Genomic DNA, 17,010 nt, shown 5'->3' on the forward strand with positions numbered 1-17,010 from the left:
TGTTGATGTTTCCATATCCTGTAGATGAAAAATACCTATGTCCTATGCATACTGCTTCTTTGCTTAGCGGGAATTGGTCCCGTTACTACGCTTGCTCACGGTGTAGATAAGGCAAAACTATTTTTCGAAGAGGGATTGTTGTTACAAAAGGCTGGTAAGCTGGAAGCTGCAACAACGAAGTATTTGGCAGCCATCCAGGCAGATGTGGCTTTTAAGGAGGCGTATATGGCGTTGGCCGGGTTGAAGTTCGACCAAGAACAATTCCAAGCTGCGCGTATGTACAGGGAACTGGCCACGAGGTACGGTGCGCCCGCCGATGGTTTCTTTATAGGGGAGTGTTATTTCCTAGAAGGGAAAGCTGATTCGGCATTGCAGGCATATACAATAGCTTTGCAAGTATCACCGGAACATGAAAAAGCCGCCTGCCGAATAGCCCAGGTCTACGGGCTTCGTCAACAGTACGACTTAAGCATTCAATATTATCAAACAGCTATCGCGACCGGCAAATCGGTTGGTGATGCGAGCTTCGCGATGGCAAAGATTTATTTTACTATGGCAAACTTTAGAAATGCGGCGCAAGCATTTGAGCAATCAGCCAAGTATGGAAAAGCCGCCGACGCAGATTATTATTACCACTTGGGTATTAGTTACATACAGCAAAATGAAACCGAAAAAGGCATCGAATGTTTAGAATCGGCACACGTTTTGCGTACCAATGACATTCAAATAATGTTATCCTTAGCAGATGCATATTTTAAGAAACAAAACTTTGCAAAAGCTATTGTACAATGGAATAACATATTAGTTTTGCAGCCGCAAAACGCCTTTGTGATGTTCATGCTGGGCAAATCATATATCTGTTCAGGTGAAGTATTGAAAGGGCAACGTATCTGCGATCAAGCATTGATCGTAGGTGATGTGAAATAATGAAAGATTATTTTCTCTCTTTGAAATAAAGATACCGCCGCGGTAAGTAAGTAAGGTAGAGTGGGAAAAAGGCAAGCATTCCTATTTAGTAACGCTTTACTTTGATCGTGGTATTTTTTCCAGGTGTTAGTAATGGCTTCAAACGCCATTTGGGTAAACGTTGTGTTACAGCGCTCGACCCGGGAGCATGCATAGAACAACATTTCGAGAAATGTTCCAGCAAATTATTCCTCCTGCTAACACCTGGTTATTTTAAAAAATTACATTCTATTCGGAACACCAATTCCTAACAACTTCATCGCTTGTGCAATTGTATTCGCTGTTAAGGATGCAATTTGAATACGCAAGGCTTGCTTCTCTTTATCTTCTGCATTTTGTACTGCATATACATACTTACCTTCCTCTTTCTTCGCGTAGAATGAATTGAATGTTTGTGCCAAGTTATACGCATAGTTCGCGATTGTAGCCGGGCTCATTTCTCTTGCTGCTTCATCGATAATACCACCGAATTGCTCACACAAGATGATTAATTCTTTCTCTAAAGGAAGTAAGCTGCCCTTGTATTCAAACGCATTTAATGCTTCAATATCTGCTGCTGAAAAGTCTTTTAAGATCGACCTGATACGTGCATAAGAATATTGAATAAACGGCGCCGTAAACCCATGCAAATCGATGGACTCGCTTGGATCGAAGATGATACGGTTTTTAGGGTTCACTCTCAACAAGAAGAACTTCATGGCACCCACACCTAAAGTGTAGTACAATTGGTCTAACTCGTCTTCTGCGAAATCCTTCACCTTACCCAATTCTTGCGTAGCTTGTTTGGCAGTGTTAATCATTTCTTGGATTAAATCATCCGCATCCACTACGGTACCTTCACGGCTTTTCATTTTACCGTGTGGTAATTCCACCATGCCGTACGACAAATGGAAGATACCATCTGCACAAGGTTCTTGGAGTTTTTGTAAGATCAATTGCAATACTTTGAAGTGGTAGTTTTGTTCATCTGCCACAACGTATACGCTTTGATCGATTTTATAGTCTTCATATTTCAAACGGGCGGTACCTAAATCCTGCGTCATGTATACAGAAGTACCATCACCACGTAACAATAATTTCTGATCGAGGCCATCGGCAGTTAGATCAATCCAAACAGAGTTGTCTTCTTTTTTGAAGAGTACACCTTTGGCTAAACCTTCTTCTACCAAGTCTTTCCCAAGTAAATACGTATCACTTTCGTAATAGAATTTATCGAAATCGACGCCCATGCTTTTGTATGTTTCTTCGAAACCGTCGTACACCCATTGGTTCATCGTAGCCCACAGGGAGCGTACTTCCGGGTTGCCGGCTTCCCATTGCTGTAACATGATCTTTGCTTGTTGCATGATCTCAGTTCTGTTACGGGCCATTTCGTTGATGTCGTCTTTCGCTTTCGCGATTTTCTCTTTCAACTTAGCGATTTCTTTATCGACTTTTTTCTTTTCGGTTTCGTCGGTAATGTTGTTAGTGCCTGCTTGTTGGAGTTCTTCTTCCAACTTATGGAAAGCAGTTGTCAATTTTTCAATCTTAACCAAGTCTTCACCTTGAAAGTCTTGAAAATCACCTGCGAAAATGCGTGTTTTCACCGTTTCTGCTTGGTCGCGCAATACAGCTTCGAATTTCACGTAATAATCGCCTACTAAGTGGTCGCCTTTGATGCCTGTTGAAGCAGGTGTATCGCCGTGTGCGAACATCTGCCACGCTAACATGGATTTACAGATGTGAATACCACGGTCGTTTACCAAGTTTGCTTTTACAACTTCGTTACCGTTTGCTTTCAATATTTCAGCAACACTGTAACCAAGGAAGTTATTACGTAAGTGCCCTAAGTGCAATGGTTTATTGGTGTTGGGAGAAGAATATTCTACCATTACTTTCTTGCCATTAGCCGGTTTTTGTCCCACTTGTGGGTTTAAGAACGAAGTTTGGGCGAATTTTGTCCAATATGCATCGGCGATGTTGAGGTTCAAGAACCCCTTCACCACGTTATAGCCTGAAATCAAGCCTGGTGCTACTTTCAAGAGCGCTTCACCAAGGTCGGCACCTGTTTCTTCAGGTTTTCGTCGGCTCATCTTTACAAATGGAAAGACAACAATCGTATACTCGCCTTCAAACTCGGGCTTCGTTACGTTTATTGCAATATCTTGCTCTCCAACTTCTTGCTGGTAAAGCGATTGAACGGCCTCTATAGTGGCCTTCCTGATGGCTGAAACTACACTCATGTTTTTAAATTAATGCAAAAAATGCAGACAGCAAAGGTAATCCGAAATTCCAATTATCCGAAATAACAAGCCAAGCCCTGTGGCACTTTTTGTTAAGTAGTGTTAAAGTACGATTTTTTTATAACGGCTCAAATGTATAACTATAGCCATTTTTAAACTATTATGTAATTATTAATTCCGCGGAAATGCTCATCCATGGCCCAGAAGGAGAAATTAATTTCGTATATTGCATTGTAAGACGCCCAATCATGGGCCATTTGAGCAATCTTCTAGTAATGTATTTCTGTTGTCGCTTTTAAGCGGAAACCCGTTAACCCACGTATTTTTTCACCTTTTAAACCAATGTTTAACGCGCATGATTTCAGTTATTATTCCTGCATTAAACGAAGCTAAAACAATCCGTCAAGTGATTCAACACGTAAAAAGAACCCCGCAAGTCAGCGAGATTATCGTCGTCGACGATCAATCTATGGACGACACGGTGTCGCATGCACTCGATGAAGGTGTACGCGTGATTACGAGTCCACAACGGGGCAAAGGCGGGAGTATGCGCGAAGGGTTAATGATCGCTAATAACGATATAATTATATACATCGATGCAGATATTGCTAATTACCCGGCAGATATGCTGTTACGTTTAGCTTCACCTATTATGGACGATGAGGCCGACTTCGTAAAATCGTACTTCGATCGACAAGCTGGCAGGGTTACCGAATTAGTGGCGAAGCCTTTATTGAGCATTCTTTTTCCAGATATGTCGCACTATAAACAGCCCTTAAGTGGTATGATTGCGGGTAAGAAATCGTTGTTCGAAAAAGTGACATTTGAAAATGATTATGGTGTAGATATCGGTATTTTGATCGATATGCACCGGAATGGAGCCCGTGTTGCAGAAGTAAATATTGGTGTGATTGAAAACGATATGCAGCCCTTAATGGCCCTCAGTAAAATGAGCCGCGAAGTGGCAAAAACTATCTTTAAAAGAGCACAAGTAAATGCCAACTTGGAAACATTAGAGAACATCAATGTAATCCAAGGTCAAATGGAGTATGCATTACGCGAAGCGGCGAAGGAATTGAAGAAGATGGTGATTTTTGACATGGATAACACGGTACTTACCAAAAGCTTTATTCACACAGCGGCCGAGCAATTTGGGTTTAAGAAAGAACTCGTAACCATCATCACGGAGAATAACAATGATTTTATCCGCACAAAGAAAATCGCGAAGTTGTTGGAAGGCAAGAGTTTTGGGGATTTGATCAAAGTTGTGGAATCTATTCCTATCGTAGAAGATGCAGCTGAAGTAATTAAAGAATTGAAAAGCAAGGGATATGTATGCGGTATCATCAGCGATAGTTACGATTGTATTACTAACCACGTGAAAAACATGCTGGGTATGGATTTCTCTTTGGCCAATGTGCTCGAGTTTTCAGATTCAGTGGCAACGGGAGAAGTGAAAATTCCCTCGCAATTTTTGAAAAATGATGTTAGTTTCTGTGGACATGATTATTGTAAATCGAACATGATGAACCACATTCTGCTGCAATATGATATTGATGCGCGCAACTCTATTGTAATAGGGGATGGTGAGAATGATATTTGTATGATTAAGCAGGCTGGGATTGGTATTGCTTACAACGCCTCCAGCAGCTTAGTGAATATGGTAGCAGATGTAATTGTTGATCAACGCTCGTTTGCTCCATTATTGGAAATTGCTTAATAACCCGTCTACCGTTCAAGTGTGTGACACAACGGCGGGCGAGGGGCGAGCTACTGTTCGCTACATAAAATATTATAACGTAAACGGTTATATGTTGTATAACAAAAAGGCTCCCTGTATAAGAGGGAGCCTTTTTTAATGCTTTGCATGTTCAAGCGAATACTATCTGAACTTGTAAAAAACGCCGATTTGCGCAACTGAGTTACGTTGAGCGCCATCGCTGAGGTTAGCTACACCAGCTTTTGCAATGTCGGTAATACCGAACATGTAACGCGCTGAAATACCCAAATGAATCGGGAATTCGTACGCACAACCGAAGCCTAAACCGAAGTCGGCCGTTGTGAAATCACTGTTCACATTGTTAGAATCACCATTTCTTTTGTACTTGGCACCTACTTTAATACCCACTTGTGCACCGGCTTCCAAGTTGAATTCTGGAATTAGGTAATACTGCACCATAACGGGTACATTGATGTAGTTAATAGCGCCCGTGATTTCGCGGCGGGCAATGTCGTTGTACTTAAAACCTTGACCGGAGAACATGATTTCTGGCTGAACTGACCAGTTTTCGTTGATTTCGATTTGGGCTAAACCGCCGGCAAAACCGGAAGTACGCGTAGCATCGCTGCTAGTGTTGGAAACGTTGGCAATGTTCAAACCGCCTTTTACGCCGAACGTTACGTTCTTTTGGGCGTTGGCAGCGAAAGTTAGGCATGCGGCTACTGCTAATAAACAGACTTTTTTCATGATATGTTAAAATGTATGCCGCAAAGTTTGCAAAAAATATGCCGTAATCCATGGCGATTTTTAAAATATGTTGAAATTGGCCAGTTTGCTAAAACAAAACAGCACTGTGCTTTTGAGGCAACAGTGCTGTTGAAAGGGTATTAAAAGGATAGTATCGCTTAATATAAAGTGAATTCTACACGGCGGTTCTTTTGTCGACCGGCAACCGTTTTATTGCTGGCGATCGGTTGTGTTTGACCATACCCAACGGCTTCAATTTTAGAAGGATTCGCGCCTTTGGATACAAGGTATGTTTTCACTGCTTCTGCTCTTTGGCGAGAGAGGATCAAGTTTTTGTTCGCGTTACCGGTATTATCGGTATGGCCGCTTAATTTGAGACTCAGGCCTTTTTTCACGAGTAATTCGGCTACGCGGTCGAGTGGAGGGTAAGAGTATGGTTTAATACTAGCTTTACCTGTTTCGAACTCGAGGTTTTGAATAGCCTCGCGCACAATACGGTTATCTTCCTCAGTTACACGGATTTCCACTTTTTCTGGAACAGGAGGTTTCGGTAATTCACAACCAGATCCGTCCACTTTAGTGCCTTCCGGTGTATCTGGGCATTTATCGAAGAAATCAGATACGCCATCTTTATCAGAATCGGTCGTGAGTTTGCTTACTTGGGAAGAAAGTTGCGCGGTTTCTTGTTTAGCGGCATCTACTTCCAAACGGAGTTGGTCGCGTTGGGCTACTAGCTCGTCGTAAGCTACGGCAGCGCTATTCGTCCATGCTAATTGTGGTTTAATACGCTGACCTAAAGAGAACTCCAAGCCCGCATAACCATATGAGAATTTGTCTTTATTCGGTCCTTTCACATACCCATCGAGGTTATCGCCATCCACATAATGTACTGTATAACCTAAATCGAGATTCATGAAGTCGTTCAGCTTGAATTTCAATCCCGCTCCTACAGGAATAAAGAATTCTTTGATCGCATCGCCATTGGCTTTGTAATCGAATTCGTTGTTGCTTAAATCTGTTAAGCGAGGTTTGTACCCGGCAATACCACCACCTACGGAAGCATAGAGTTGCACGAAGTTTTTGCGGTGCAACCAGTTGATGGTAAATACGTTGACTTCCGCGCTTAAAGCGCCCGACCAATTGAGCTTGGTGGTGAATTCTTTATAGGGAGAATTGGGCGGTTGACCATTGCCCAGTTTATTATCGTTGTTGCCGGTAATTTGCCCACCGGTGAAGTTCGCTTTAATGCCAAGTGCATGAATGATTTGGTATTTCACATATGCACCATAACCATAAGATACATTCCATTTTGTGAAATCGTTACTACCGCCAGTTACGGCAACTGGAGCCAATACGCCACCATTTACACCAATCGACCATTTTCGAAATCCACTTGCCCCATTAAATACGGTATTATTCGAGGAAGAAGTAGAAGGGTTGGCATTTTGGGCTTGAGCAGATGTACTTCCAATGAGTAAAGCAACAGAAGCACCCGCTAGAAAAGATAGAGTTCTAAGGTTTTTCATGGGCCTTTTTTGTGTTATTAAATATTTAACCATCCTCAACAAAAGACTACTCCTGAATGTTCAATTTGTAGGTAAATAATTAAAAATCAATATAGATATCTATCGATAGACCATAACTGACACAATGCCTTAAGACCTGTCAGTGTATTGAAATGGGGTTGTATGATATTTTTATTGTGGGGGAAGTTAACCATGAATAAGGGGAAAATTTTCTACTGTATTATCCTCGCTATTGTAGATGGCTAGGGTATTTAACGGCTGATTGGGCTGTAAAGAAGGCAGTGTAAAGCGGTTACATAAGACAAAAAGAGTCAATAATTGAGGTGTATGATATGAAAACTGTCATATTTGCACATTTCTTCGCTTGGCATAATCATTGACTAATTGCAAGCATACCTGCTTAGTTGGGTAAATCTTACAACATACACAAGGAGAATATTTATAATTATGGGAAAAATCATAGGCATTGACTTAGGTACTACCAACTCTTGCGTTGCCGTAATGGAAGGTAACGAACCGGTAGTAATTGCAAACGACGAAGGACGTAGAACCACCCCTTCTGTTGTCGCTTTCTTGAAAAACGGCGAAAGGAAAGTAGGTGACCCGGCAAAACGCCAGGCTATCACGAACCCGATCAACACCATTATGTCGGTAAAACGCTTTATGGGTCGTCATTTCGATGAAGTTTCAAATGAAATCCCTCACTGGAGTTACAAAGTAGTGAGAGGTGAAAACAACACCACTCGTATTGATATCGATGGCAGATTATACACGCCGCAAGAAATTTCGGCGATGATCTTGCAGAAAATGAAGAAAACGGCTGAAGATTATTTAGGCCAAGAAGTAACAGAAGCTGTTGTTACAGTTCCTGCTTACTTTAATGATGCGCAACGTCAAGCTACTAAAGAAGCGGGTGAAATCGCAGGTTTAGCAGTTCGTCGTATCATCAACGAACCTACAGCTGCAGCATTAGCGTACGGTTTAGAAAAGAAAAACCAAGACAGCAAAATCGCTGTGTTTGACTTAGGTGGTGGTACATTTGATATCTCTATCTTGGAATTAGGCGATGGCGTATTTGAAGTAAAATCTACCAATGGTGATACGCACTTAGGTGGTGATGACTTCGATAAAGTGATCATGGACTGGTTAGCTGAAGAGTTCAAAAAAGACGAAGCGGTTGACTTACACAAAGATCCAATGGCTTGGCAACGTTTGAAAGAAGCAGCAGAGAAAGCAAAAATCGAGTTGTCTTCTTCTTCTGAAACAGAAGTAAACTTACCATACATCACAGCTGTTGACGGTGTTCCTAAACACTTAGTGAGGAAATTAACACGTGCTAAGTTCGAGCAATTGAGCGATAGCTTAGTGGAAAGAACATTAGAACCATGCCGCAAAGCATTATCTGATGCTGGCATGAGCACTTCTGAAATCGACGAAGTAATCTTGGTAGGTGGTTCAACACGTATTCCAAAGATTCAAGAAGTAGTAGAGAAATTCTTCGGTAAAAAACCGAACAGAAGTGTAAACCCTGATGAAGTAGTAGCCGTAGGTGCTGCCATCCAAGGTGGCGTATTAACCGGTGAAGTGAAAGATGTATTGTTACTCGACGTTACACCTTTATCATTAGGTATCGAAACAATGGGCGGTGTGTTCACGAAATTGATCGAATCGAACACCACTATTCCATCTAAAAAATCTGAAACTTTCTCTACAGCGGCAGATAACCAACCGAGCGTGGAAATCCATGTATTGCAAGGTGAACGTCCAATGGCTGCGCAAAACAGAACATTAGGTCGCTTTATCTTGAATGATATCCCACCAGCTCCACGTGGTGTTCCTCAAATCGAAGTAATCTTCGATATCGATGCGAACGGTATCTTGCACGTAACGGCAAAAGATAAAGGTACAGGTAAATCTCAGAACATCCGTATCGAAGCGGGTAGCGGCTTGAGCAAAGAAGAAGTAGAAAAAATGAAAGCGGAAGCGAGAGCTAACGAAGCTTCTGATAAGGCTCAACGTGAACAAATCGAGAAATTGAACCAAGCAGACTCATTGGTTTTCCAAACAGAAAAACAATTGAAAGAGTTTGGCGATAAAATCCCAGCTGAGAAGAAAACCGTTATCGAAACAGCTGCTAACAAATTGAAAGAAGCACACAAAGCTCAAAACTTCGCTGAAATCGAAACTGCTAGCGCAGAATTGAACGCAGCTTGGACAGCCGCTTCTGAAGAAATGTACAAAGCAACACAAGGTCAGGATCCTAATGCTGCAGGCGCTCAAAACGGTGGCCAGCAACAACAAGGTGCTGCCGATCCAGGTGTTACCGATGCAGAGTTCGAAGAAGTAAAATAATCGCTACGAACAATAGCAAATTCAAAAATACAAAAGCCCTTCCCGCAACGGAAGGGCTTTTTTGTGCCCCAAATTTCACAGCTTTTTATAAATTGCTTACGCTATATTCGTTTATTATTCCGTAAATAAGGACTATGCAAATCCGCTTCTACGTTCAGTACCAATCGCAATGGGGACAACAATTGTACATCACCGGGAATGTTGCCAACCTCGGCCATAACGACTTTGCAAAAGGCTACGCCATGCAATACTACAACCAGCAATACTGGGTGGCCTACGTCGACATTCACACGAATGAACCATTTACACTTACCTACAGGTACGGCATGTTGCAAGACGGTATTATTAGCAGCACGGGGAAATCGTACGCCATTTTTATCGATCCCCAAAACCCATCACCCATCACGGTTGCCGACACCTGGATGCCCGCAAGTGATGTGCGTAACCCGCTTAGCACGAAGCCTTTTACAGACGTTTATTTCAATCATCCAACAAATACAATTACTAACGGCAATGGGTATACGCTACGAATTGTAGCCCCCCTTTTGCCATCTCATCAAACCGTTTGCGTACTTGGCGATACAGCTTTGTTATCTAACTGGAACCCAACGCAGCCGCGATTGATGGAGCATGTTGGTGATGGTTGGTATAGCTTACATTTACCGGAACAACAACCCGGCTTTCAATATAAATATGGTGTTTACGATACTGCGCAACAGCAATTCATACAATATGAAAATGGTGAAAACCGTACTGTGCCTTACGTAGTAAACAGTGATCAACATGTTGTTTTGCATGATGGGTTTATTCGCTTACCTACTACTCCTTGGCACGGTGCAGGCATTGCCTTACCCGTATTTAGTGCACGCTCTGAAAAAGGTTTTGGCGTAGGGGAATTCAACGATTTACCTGCTATGGGATTATGGGCAAAGCAAGCGGGTTTTAACCTATTACAGCTCCTGCCCGTAAACGATACCGGCGCCACGCTTAGTTGGCGCGATTCCTATCCCTATGCAGCTATATCGGCATTTGCATTGCATCCATTATTTGTGCATCTGCCGGCTGTGGGTACACTACCTGCAGAACATCCTTTACAGCAAGAATATGCTAGTCAACAACAAGCATTGAACGCTTTGCCTACTGTGGATTATGAAACGGTGATGCGCTATAAAATGGCGTACTTGGAATCGTATTTCCAGTTGAACTTACAGGCCATTTTAAAAGATGAAGGGTTTAATACTTGGAGTCAACAGAATAATCATTGGTTAGCTGCTTATGCTGCTTTTTGTAGTTGTAGGGATGAATTCGGCACCGCGAACTTTTATACTTGGTCGCATCATAACTACCAAACATACACACAGAATAGCACCTCCAGTTTACGTGCCCGTGGCATGTTTTACCGCTTTGTGCAATACCAGTTGCATTTGCAACTCCAATCCGCCACCCAACAATTGCACGCACTCGGGGTTACCCTGAAAGGCGATATCGCCATTGGTGTACACCCTCACAGCGCCGATGTATGGGCCAACCCGCAACTTTTCCATACCAACTTCCAAGCAGGTGCACCTCCCGACGTATTCGCTGTAAAAGGTCAAAATTGGGGCTTCCCAACGTATAATTGGACGGCGATGGCCCAGGATGGATACCGTTGGTGGAAAGAGCGTTTAAGCCTGATGGCCCATTATTTCGATGCTTACAGGATTGATCATATTCTTGGATTTTTTAGGATATGGCAAGTGCCACGCGAACAGGTAGAAGGTATCTTGGGATATTTCGAACCGGCGAAGGCTTTTAGCTTGGTGGATTTTGATGATCGTTTTATTACCTTCAACCGGGAACGGTTTTGTACTCCTTATATCGATGGGAAAGTGTTGTGGGAGATCTTTGGAGAAGATGTAAGCGCTGTGAAAAAACAATTCCTCGACGAAAAGTATGACGGTACTTTCCAACTAAAACCCCAAGTAAGCACCCAATCCGCTATCGTCGAATACGCCAAAGCACAGAAAATACAAGGCCCCATGCTAGAAGGCCTCCTCGAACTCGCTGCGAATGTGCTGTTTATTACTGCTATCGACGATAAAGGTGTATACTCCTTCCATCCACGGTTCCAGTTAATGCAAACCAGTTCCTACAAAGCGCTCGACTTTTCATTACAGCATAAGCTTGCCCTTATGCACGACGAATACTTCTACACTGCCTCCGATGAATTATGGCGCCTCGAAGCGCTCAAAAAGTTGCCTGCTTTACAACAAGCCACCAATATGCTCGTATGCGCAGAAGATCTCGGTATGATTCCCGCTTGCGTACCCAGCGTGCTGCAAGACTTAGCGATTCTATCACTTGAAATTCAACGGATGCCCAAAGCATTACACGCACAGTACGGCCATCCTGCTGAAGCACCGTATTTATCGGTCGTAACAACAGGTACACACGATGTTGATGTACTCCGTCAATGGTGGCGCGACGAGTCGCTTACTAATCGCCAATATTTCTACAGCGAAATCCTACATCATTACGGTGAGGCTCCTACAGAACTCAACCCAGGAACGATCCAGTTGATCTTACAACAACACTTGCAATCACCGGCAATGTGGTGTATCTTTCCATTGCAAGATGTATTAGCCATGAATGCCGCTTACCATGTACCCGACCCTCAACAGGAAAGGATCAACATCCCGGTTAACTCGGCGCACTATTGGCAATACCGCATGCACGTATCCTTGGAAACATTGCAAAACGACCCAACTTTTCAAGCCAACTTGTTGACTTTAGTGAAGGCCGCCGGAAGAATATAGCATTCATTTGGGCATCAACGTTTTCACATTTATTCAGCCAAAATATTGATAGGAAATGGAACTTCATTTATTTCCATACGCGTTAAAATTCAGACACACCTTTACCATCTCTCGTAAATCGAAAGACGTACAACCTTTGCTAGTAGTGGAACTAAAGCAAGATGGGATGCATGGCTTAGGCGAAACAGCCGATAATAGCTATTACCACATTACGGTACCAATGCTGATGGCTTCAATCGAAAAACATCGTTCCTACATCGAGCAATATCGCCTACAAACACCGGCACAATTCTGGGCAGATATGTATCCTTTGCTACAAGATGATATGTTTGCTTTATGTGCATTAGATATTGCTGCGTACGACTTACATGCAAAACTACAAGGCAAGAAATTGTACGAACTATGGAATCTTGATATATCAAATAATCCATTAACCGATTATACAATCGGCATCGATACCATTGAAAACATGGTGAAGAAACTACAAGAGTTCCCATGGCCCATTTATAAGATCAAACTCGGCACAAAGGAAGATATCAAAATTATTGAAGCCCTGCGTGCCCATACCACGGCCACTTTTAGGGTCGACGCAAATTGTGCATGGGGCGTGGAAGAAACAATTAAAAATGCGGCCGCGCTTAAAAACCTAGGCGTAGAATTTATTGAACAACCCCTGGCTGCCGACAACTGGGAAGGTATGAAGGAAGTATACGAAAAGTCGGCACTACCGCTTTTCGCAGATGAAAGCTGTATTGTAGAAGCCGATGTAGCACGCTGTTCTGGCTATTTCCACGGTATCAACATCAAACTCACCAAATGTGGAGGCATTACGCCTGCGCTTCGCATGATTCACCAAGCAAAAGCACTGGGTATGCAAGTAATGACGGGCAGTATGAATGAAAGTACCGTAGGTACTTCAGCTGTAGCTCATTTGCTACCCTTACTCGACTTTGTAGATATGGACGGCCCGTTATTATTGGCGGAAGATACAGCAACAGGTATCCGCATCGTAGATGGTAAGATTTTCTACGCAAGTGGAAACGGAACGGGGGCCGAACTTCTAAATCGTTAAGGCTCGCGGCGTTTGCCGTTGAATACCAAAGCACGCAAGCTTTCCGTGTTATTGGTCACCATCACGCCATGCAACTCGTTCGAGTCATTGTCGAGCGAGAATTTCAACGTATTGTTCAACACGAAATCTGCCTTGCGGCAATGCAAATTGTAGTTGCCTACATACGACAAATCGGGGCGAAGTACAAATTCGTACTTCTTATGCCCGGCAATCATCCCCTTTATTTTACAGCGCGTAGTGCTGGTAGGATGGCACTTCTTATCGGCGATTAATTCGCCGTAGAAATACATACCGTCGATTTTGTCGATGGCTAAGATGTAATGTTGAACAATGCCTTCCGCGCGGAACGATACATTATACGTACCCATTAACGGCGAAAGCATGCCAGACATGACCTTGTTATGAGCTTGGCTAAATGCGAGTGTGCCGGGAAGCAAATAGAAGAGTGCACAGATTGCCCACCGGTGAAAGAAGGTTGTTTTCATGATGCAACATTTAGAATGGCGGCGATGGGGGAAATGATCCCCTATAAATAACATCACCCTCGCACCCAATGTTGCAAGATTTTACGCTAGATAAATTTAATTACGGTCGGTGTAAAGCAAAGCTTTTTGCTGTAAATAATCGATGTGAGAGCTGAAATTCCCTTCTTCCCCTAAAAATTTCAAGAATTGGTCCATTTTCTTCTGCATTTGCGTGCCCGAAACCCGTTTCACTACGGAAGGTAAGTCGTAGGCCGACAAATCCTCCATTTCCCAAGGATGAAAGTAAAAGGATAAATAGCCGTCTTTTTGCAGCACATTCTTGGCAGCATGTTTCGTTACCCAAAGCGGCATGTTTTTCATGCTTAGCCAGAAGATAGGGTAGCGGGTAAGTGGTGTTACGGAAGACGGAACCACCAACATATCTTCATTACGGTACACTGTACGAGGCAAATGGCGGTTATTATACCTGCCAGGAAGCCAAGTAGGGTTTATGGAAGCATCGTAGGTATACCCAGCTTTCTTCAAAGCACGGGTATTAAACGGCTTCAACCGGGGCATACGGAAGCCGTATACCGGTTTACCGGTAATTAATTGTAGTTCTTGCCGCGAATTATGTAAATCCTCCTCGTTAAAGGAATGATGGTAAAAAGCATGCGATGCGATCTCGTGGTGACGGGCAATTTGCTGTACTAGGTTCGGGTAATGTTGCGCCCAGTAAGCTGTAATGAAAAAAGTGGCCTTCACACGGTGTGCTTCGAACAATGCCAATGTTTTCATGAGTCCCCGGTAAGAAACCCCCATCTTCTCGTGCAAAGTCAACGATTGCCCATATTCCTCCGGGATATCGAATTCTTCGACATCAACGCTAATCAATATTTTGTTCTGTTTTCGCTGCATGTTGCTATGTTACCTGAATAATATGCCAATGAAGTTGAAGAGCTCGCGCCAAAGCGTTTTGGATTTGAACTCGGAGAAATGGATACCAGGGCGACATTTAATAGGAATACTTTTGATACGTAGATCTTTCGTTTTGCCGGCTTTGTGTACGAATTCACTATCATACAAAAAGCCTTCTACGCGGGTCGACAAGAACACTTTACGGCCGGAGGCATTAAATGCTTTTAAGCCGGCCTGTGCATCTTGTACTTTTAAACGCAGAACGTGTTGATTCATGCGGCGGTTAATACGTGTAATCCATTTCCTTTTGGAAGGTAATAATTCAACGTATTGGTTGCCTCTTTCTCCAGCCACCACATCATACCCAGCTTGTAATTGCTCAAACGCTTCCTTGATCGCATTTACACCGAACGGGAAATCGGTATCCGTACATACTTGGTATTCATTTTCTGCGATAGCAACCCCCATTCTCATCGCATAACCTTTACCACGATTCACTGGATGGTGAATGATGCGGACATGCGGAATGGCGTTCTTCAGTTGACTGCGGTGGGAAATAGAGAAATTCTTTTCCGAACCATCATTCACCACGATCAATTGAATGCGCACATCCGGCATCAGTTCTTGGACAGCTTCGTAGTCGGCCACCAGCTGCTCCACCCAACGTAAGGGCGGATTGCAGCAGGGCACGATTAAATCCATTGCTTTTACGGTTGTAGGTATTGATGACGTGTCGTTATGAAAAACAGGCACAGTTGTAGGTAGTGTAAAAGCAATTTGCATTGTATTATTATGCGATGTAATGTTTGTCGACATATCCAACAGGTTCTAGTCCTTTCTTCTATCAGTAATAGATGGCAGTATAAATATGACGCAGGCCGATATTAGCTTCCCCTATTACCGTAGAAAAAAAATTGTGAGGAATAAAAACAAGCAATGAGTAAACATAGAACAGGCTAACCCATAAGGCCTAAAGCCCCATGCAGTGCGATAAAGCATGTTTCCGTTTAGTTTTCTATAAGACGACGTTGCGCGGTTTTACCCCTATATAGTATTGAAAATATAGTAACACGAGGAAAGTGGGCAATGCCTTCAAACGGTATGTAATGGCTATACGGTTAATGAATTTAGGTACAAGGTCGGTAGGACATAAGCAGCAGATAACCACCAGCAAACAAAGTAAAATATGAATCGTTCTTCCCTTCGGCAACATCAGTAACCCCATTGCAGCGCCCGTTACAGCTATAATGTAAGTTGGCGACTCCGTGCTTTGGTTAAATAACACAATCCAAAGCATCAAATACCCCAACATTAACCAAGTATACGGTGCCGTTGGGCGTTGCCAGGTTTTAACCAAGGCCCAAATCATCCCCAAACCTGCTACCAGCAACAAGTATTTGTCGACCTGCCCCGCAAAAGGCTGCTGCAAGCCGAAAATAGCATGGATCATACCCATTACCGAACCATCTTCCTTGATGGTGCTGCTGGTAATCAAGTGGAACCAATCGGTGTATTCTTGGATAAGTTGTGCCGGCGAAAGAAACAGCAAAGGCAGCAACGTTCCCACGATTCCGAAGAACGCGCAGTACAGTAGGTACTTCCATTTATCTTCAAAGAAGAGAAATAATAAGCCAATAATAGCCCCGTACCCTTTTATAAAGAAGCATAGACATGTAAAAAGTGCTGCCAATGCCGGTTTTCTTCTATCCATATTCATCACGGCCAATAACATAAAGGCCGTCATCGCTGGGTTCGTTTGTGCCGATTGAATAGCATTCAACAATTCCAACACCAACATCCATCCCAAAGCCGTTTGCGTGCTCCGCTTCATCGGCAACTTATATAAAGCATATAAGAACACCGCCGTACTACTCATCAACCAAATAAACAAGCCGATCTCCTTCGGGAAAACGGCAAAAGGGGCAAATAATAAAGGAAAGCTGGGATGATATAAGTAATAATCAAAATACTCTGCCGGGTACAATCGGTACAAAGGCTGCCCGTGTAATACGTGGCCCAAAGAGGCTTTAAAGATGATAAAATTATTATAACGACCCGTCGTTATCGACTGGATATATAAAATGATGGTTCCAAGGGCATAAACTGCCATTAACAGGGCCGGTTTTTGGTACCAGCGCGTTTTGACAGGCGTTTCTGAAATAAGAGTAGTTGTAGGTTGCGACGCCATGATGATGAATAATAAATCAAAAAATCGCCACGAAGCTAGG

Annotated in this window: 12 protein-coding genes; 5 read left to right on the forward strand and 7 right to left on the reverse strand. The window is 43.1% G+C overall.

Features of this window, described 5'->3' with window-relative positions:
* The first annotated feature begins 24 nt into the window (after positions 1-24).
* Complete coding sequence (locus LX64_RS10890; protein WP_111597693.1) at positions 25-927, forward strand: tetratricopeptide repeat protein; 903 nt, start codon at positions 25-27, stop codon at positions 925-927.
* Positions 928-1,187: 260 nt separating this feature from the next.
* Here LX64_RS10890 and LX64_RS10895 read toward each other — a convergent pair whose 3' ends face one another.
* Complete coding sequence (locus tag LX64_RS10895) at positions 1,188-3,188, reverse strand: arginine--tRNA ligase (RefSeq protein WP_111597694.1); 2,001 nt, start codon at positions 3,186-3,188, stop codon at positions 1,188-1,190.
* 355 nt (positions 3,189-3,543) lie between these two features.
* Here LX64_RS10895 and LX64_RS10900 point away from each other — a divergent pair, with 355 nt between their 5' ends.
* Positions 3,544-4,908 (forward strand): HAD-IB family phosphatase, encoded by a 1,365-nt coding sequence (locus LX64_RS10900; RefSeq protein WP_111597695.1) that lies wholly within the window; start codon positions 3,544-3,546, stop codon positions 4,906-4,908.
* Between the two features lie 162 nt (positions 4,909-5,070).
* Here the strand turns inward: LX64_RS10900 and LX64_RS10905 are convergent, their stop codons facing one another.
* Together LX64_RS10905 and LX64_RS10910 are read right to left on the reverse strand one after the other, a co-directional pair.
* Complete coding sequence (locus LX64_RS10905) at positions 5,071-5,655, reverse strand: porin family protein (RefSeq protein WP_111597696.1); 585 nt, start codon at positions 5,653-5,655, stop codon at positions 5,071-5,073.
* 158 nt (positions 5,656-5,813) lie between these two features.
* A complete protein-coding gene (locus LX64_RS10910) occupies positions 5,814-7,181 on the reverse strand; it encodes an OmpA family protein (RefSeq protein WP_111598130.1) in 1,368 nt (455 codons plus the stop codon).
* 447 nt (positions 7,182-7,628) lie between these two features.
* On the opposite strand from LX64_RS10910, the gene dnaK reads away from it, so the two are divergent.
* The 3 genes from dnaK (at position 7,629) to LX64_RS10925 (ending at position 13,400) form a co-directional block, all read left to right on the forward strand.
* Positions 7,629-9,533, forward strand: a complete 1,905-nt coding sequence (gene dnaK / locus LX64_RS10915; RefSeq protein WP_111597697.1) for a molecular chaperone DnaK — start codon at positions 7,629-7,631, stop codon at positions 9,531-9,533.
* 134 nt (positions 9,534-9,667) lie between these two features.
* Complete coding sequence (locus LX64_RS10920) at positions 9,668-12,328, forward strand: 4-alpha-glucanotransferase (protein WP_111597698.1); 2,661 nt, start codon at positions 9,668-9,670, stop codon at positions 12,326-12,328.
* Between the two features lie 55 nt (positions 12,329-12,383).
* Positions 12,384-13,400 carry a dipeptide epimerase gene (locus LX64_RS10925; RefSeq protein WP_111597699.1) on the forward strand — a complete coding sequence of 339 codons (1,017 nt, stop codon included), beginning with the start codon at positions 12,384-12,386 and terminating at the stop codon, positions 13,398-13,400.
* Here the strand turns inward: LX64_RS10925 and LX64_RS10930 are convergent.
* The 4 genes from LX64_RS10930 to LX64_RS10945 form a co-directional block, all read right to left on the reverse strand.
* Positions 13,397-13,885: a hypothetical protein gene (locus LX64_RS10930; RefSeq protein ID WP_111597700.1), complete on the reverse strand. Its 489-nt coding sequence runs from the start codon at positions 13,883-13,885 to the stop codon at positions 13,397-13,399. The two genes, LX64_RS10925 and LX64_RS10930, sit on opposite strands and share 4 nt — an antisense overlap.
* A gap of 96 nt (positions 13,886-13,981) precedes the next feature.
* Positions 13,982-14,782, reverse strand: coding sequence for a polysaccharide deacetylase family protein (locus tag LX64_RS10935; RefSeq protein WP_111597701.1), 801 nt, complete (start codon positions 14,780-14,782; stop codon positions 13,982-13,984).
* Positions 14,783-14,791: 9 nt separating this feature from the next.
* Complete coding sequence (locus LX64_RS10940; protein ID WP_111597702.1) at positions 14,792-15,598, reverse strand: glycosyltransferase; 807 nt, start codon at positions 15,596-15,598, stop codon at positions 14,792-14,794.
* A 199-nt stretch (positions 15,599-15,797) separates the two neighbouring features.
* Positions 15,798-16,970, reverse strand: coding sequence for a glycosyltransferase family 87 protein (locus LX64_RS10945; RefSeq protein WP_111597703.1), 1,173 nt, complete (start codon positions 16,968-16,970; stop codon positions 15,798-15,800).
* Positions 16,971-17,010: the final 40 nt, after the last annotated feature.

Origin of the sequence: Chitinophaga skermanii, from assembly GCF_003259335.1 — a bacterium.
Classification (GTDB): domain Bacteria; phylum Bacteroidota; class Bacteroidia; order Chitinophagales; family Chitinophagaceae; genus Chitinophaga; species Chitinophaga skermanii.